At 32.8% G+C, this 3,606-nt stretch carries 4 protein-coding genes; 3 read left to right on the top strand and 1 reads right to left on the bottom strand.

All coding sequences use genetic code 11. The annotated features are described in order from the left end of the window. Positions 1 to 128: 128 nt before the first annotated feature. A complete protein-coding gene (locus FTV03_RS17275; RefSeq protein WP_257220836.1) occupies positions 129 to 335 on the top strand; it encodes a tetratricopeptide repeat protein in 207 nt (68 codons plus the stop codon). Between the two features lie 34 nt (positions 336 to 369). Here FTV03_RS17275 and FTV03_RS17270 read toward each other — a convergent pair whose 3' ends face one another. Further along, positions 370 to 1,248: an IS982-like element ISAba4 family transposase gene (locus FTV03_RS17270; protein WP_180042372.1), complete on the bottom strand. Its 879-nt coding sequence runs from the start codon at positions 1,246 to 1,248 to the stop codon at positions 370 to 372. A gap of 286 nt (positions 1,249 to 1,534) precedes the next feature. Here FTV03_RS17270 and FTV03_RS17265 point away from each other — a divergent pair, with 286 nt between their 5' ends. Further along, positions 1,535 to 2,467, top strand: a complete 933-nt coding sequence (locus FTV03_RS17265; protein ID WP_180042370.1) for an IS5 family transposase — start codon at positions 1,535 to 1,537, stop codon at positions 2,465 to 2,467. Between the two features lie 60 nt (positions 2,468 to 2,527). Continuing rightward, positions 2,528 to 3,391 (top strand): tetratricopeptide repeat protein, encoded by an 864-nt coding sequence (locus FTV03_RS17260; protein WP_180042368.1) that lies wholly within the window; start codon positions 2,528 to 2,530, stop codon positions 3,389 to 3,391. The last annotated feature ends 215 nt before the right edge of the window (positions 3,392 to 3,606 follow it).

The following is a 3,606-nucleotide window of genomic DNA, read 5'->3' as shown; positions in this document are numbered from 1 at the left end:
GTCCAGATTTAAATCCAATAGAAAATATGTGGTCACGAGTCAAGGCGATTCGAACTAAGTTTAGAGTTAAAGATATTGATAAATTATTTAAAGATTACTGTAATGATTTATTTGGTATTTAGCTATACTTGGATCAGGAAAACTATGAAAAGGCATTTAGTTTCTCTGGAAAAGCTGCTGAACTAGGTAATCCTGAAGCACAATATAATTTAGGGGTTTTCTTTGAGCAAGGCGTGTATGTAAAAAAAGATAAAAAGCAAGCTGAGTTTTGGTATGAAAAAGCAGCTAAGCAAGGACATTTGAACGCAATTAATAATTTAAATATTCTTAGATAAAAATAAATGGAAAGGCTTCATTATGTAACCCCAGTTACGGATAAGCCAAAGATTTAATCACATGAATTTTAGGCTTATTCTTTTGGCAAAGTTGATACGCACATAGTGAAGAAAATACGCCTGCTAAAAAACCAGCAATCGAACGATGTTTACTCGTAACTAAGTGATATTTTTCTTTCAATAATCCTATCAATGTTTCAATTTTTTTACGTTGTCGTAGATGAAATTCATCAGAAAATGGCAATAAGGTCACTCTCATATTTTTTCTTGGATAAGTAATTAAATCAATGCCTTGCTCTTTAAGTGTTTCTTTCAATGGTTGGCTAATGTAGCCTCTATCACCATAGACCGTTGCTGATAAGCCATTCACTAAATCCTCAACTTTTTTAAGATCAGCAATATGTCCGTTTGATAAATCTGAATTTACAATTTCACCCTCTTGATTCATCAGCAAGTGTAATTTGCAACCATAAAACCAGCCCATCGTACTTTTACCACGAGAAGCAATCTCATCTAAAGCATGATGACCTTTAGGGATTCTTTTATTTTTACAAACAGGTAAAGGTGTTGAATCAATCCATAAATATGAACTTTCATCTTTTTGGCTCAACGCATAAAGCAAAGCATGAATAGCAAGTTGGTGCTGATTGATGAGGGTAATCAGGTTTTTATAACAAGGCAAGTCTTTAAAGAGTTTGCTTTCAAACTGACAAAGCAAGTTAAAAAACATCTTAAAATTATGTACTTGAGATGTTTTATAGTAGATGGAGATAGCCACAATTTCTGATAAAGATAGCGTTGCTTGTCTGATACGTTGACGTTTGTTTTCTTGCTTGAGAAATTGCCAATAGATGGGTTCAAATTTTTTGAAAAAATCATCAACAATACAAAAAATTTCTGTAAAATCGTACATGGTAGTTAGAGCCTTTGGGTTGTGTCGTAACTTTCTAAATGGCTCTAACTACCTTTTTTTCAAGGGCTTTTCTTATCCGTAATTCGGGTTATGTAATCATTTTTATCATAATGAAGCTTTATTTTCTGGGGTTATATGAAAAGATACTGTTTGATAGGTTTTTTAAATAAAATTATTTTCTTGTTTTTGTAATTAAAGAGAAAAGTATTAGCAGGTTTTTTTATTTCTTACCGGCTTTGTTGCACAAACCTATCTGTAAAGGCTTTTTCAGCGATATAATTTTCAAATGAAGAAGCCTACACACAAAATCTATCGCACAACCAATTGGCCCGCATATAACCGAGCACTCATGAGTCGCGGAAATATTGCCATTTGGTTTGACACTAAGACCCAGTGGTATGCACAATCACAAGACAAACATGGACGAAATCAAACTTACTCCGATACTGCTATTCAATGCTGCTTAATGATTAAATCCTTATTCCTTCTATCTTTACGTATGGTCACTGGCTTTGTGCAAAGTCTGATTAAACTTTGTGGATTAAATTGGACCGCACCAGATTACAGTACGCTTTGCAGAAGACAAAAACATATTGATATTGCGATTAGTTATCAAAAAAGCAGTGGTGGGCTTAACTTGCTGGTAGACTCTACCGGTCTAAAGTTTTTAGGTGAAGGTGAATGGAAAAGGAAGAAACATCAGCCTGAATATCGTCGTCAATGGCGTAAATTACATATTGGTATAGATGCTAAAACTCTCCAAATACGTGCAGTTCAGCTTACAACTAACAATGTAAGTGATTCACAGGTACTTGGTGATTTACTCGATCAAATTTCCTTAGATGAACAAATCGATTCTGTTTATACAGATAGTGCTTATGACACAAAACGATGCCGTCAGGTCATTGCAGATCGGCAAGCGCATGCGGTGATTCCACCTAGAAAAAATGCGAAACCATGGAAAGATACAAAGAGTAGCTCGCGAGAGCGAAATGAATTACTTCGAACAGTTACACGTTTAGGCAGGACATTATGGAAAAAATGGTCCGGCTATCATTGCCGAAGTTTGGTCGAAACTAAGATGCATTGCATCAAATTATTGGGGGATAAACTCAGTGCAAGAAAATTTGATAGCCAAGTCAATGAGATCCATGCACGTATAGCCGTGTTAAATAAATTTACCGAGTTAGGTCAACCACATACCCAAGTTATGCCTTAAATTTGAGTAGATATGGGCAATCTTAATTTTTACATCTTTGTGCAACAAAGCCGATGAAAGATGAAGAAAAGAAAAAAAACAAATGAAAGGTTAATTGGTATGAATTTATTTAAGTTGATTTTTATTATTTTAATTATTCCATTATTTTCTTGTGCTAAAGGTGAAAATAATATCTTGGATGAGGAGGCTGGAATGTATAATTTTAAAAAAAATGAATCAATTGTATATGAAATAAATGATTTATTTCATGCAAAAAAAACCAAAGAGGCTTTTTATTTGATTTCTAGTTATTCACATAAGTTTAATGTAGATGAAAAAGTTGGAGTGGGAGCAATATTATATTCAAATGGATATTATAAGTTGTCAAAATCGTATTTTGAGGATGCATCTTTCGCTGGGAATCCCGAGGCTTTTTATCGGCTTGGTTATTTTTATAATTATAATGAAGACGAAAAAGATGTTGAACTGGCAATAAAATATTTCAATTTATCAATTGAAGCTGGATATTTGAGTTCTTATATTAATCTAGGGGAAATATATTTATTTGAAGATGGTTTTGTGAGTTTATCAACTGCTAGATTTAACTTTAAAAAGGCTGTGAGCTTGGGGTTTATGAATGGTTATTATGGGTTGGGAGAAATTAATTTACGTGAAGGTAATTTTTATGAAGCTAAGAATGATTTTGAAAAATTAAAGAAATATGGTTATTTGTTAGAGTATTATGATGGATGTGTAAATTTATATTCAAAATATGAAGATTCAGAATTTTACGATATAGATTTGGCAAAAAAATATATTGATCTTATAATTCTTCTTATAGATGATCCGAGAAAATATGAAATTATAGCCGATTTTTACAAAGGTGATCATAAGTATCGAGATCTGAATAAAAGTAATTACTATTCAGAACTAGAAAAATATTAAAATTATGAATGGGAGGAGTTAGGATGGCTTAAGTATCCTTATTCTTCCCGTTGAAAAATCAAAACCAACCTTATTATTAGTTCAAGACGGCTTTGTTGCACAAACCTATCTGTAAAGGCTTTTTCAGCAATATAATTTCAAAATGAATAAGCCTGCCTCTAAAATCTACCGTACAACCAATTGGTCATCCTATAACCGAGCCTTAATTAACCGAG

It is taken from the genome of Acinetobacter sp. YH12218 (assembly GCF_013417925.1).
GTDB classification, from domain to species: Bacteria; Pseudomonadota; Gammaproteobacteria; order Pseudomonadales; family Moraxellaceae; genus Acinetobacter; species Acinetobacter amyesii.
This window is presented reverse-complemented; position numbering and strand designations above follow the sequence as displayed.

What these genes read in the sequence shown, in the direction of transcription:
- FTV03_RS17270 (WP_180042372.1), bottom strand. Translation starts at nt 1,248, where the DNA reads ATGTACGATTTTACAGAAATTTTTTGTATTGTTGATGATTTTTTCAAA.
- FTV03_RS17265 (WP_180042370.1), top strand. Translation starts at nt 1,535, where the DNA reads ATGAAGAAGCCTACACACAAAATCTATCGCACAACCAATTGGCCCGCA.
- FTV03_RS17260 (WP_180042368.1), top strand. Translation starts at nt 2,528, where the DNA reads ATGAAGAAAAGAAAAAAAACAAATGAAAGGTTAATTGGTATGAATTTA.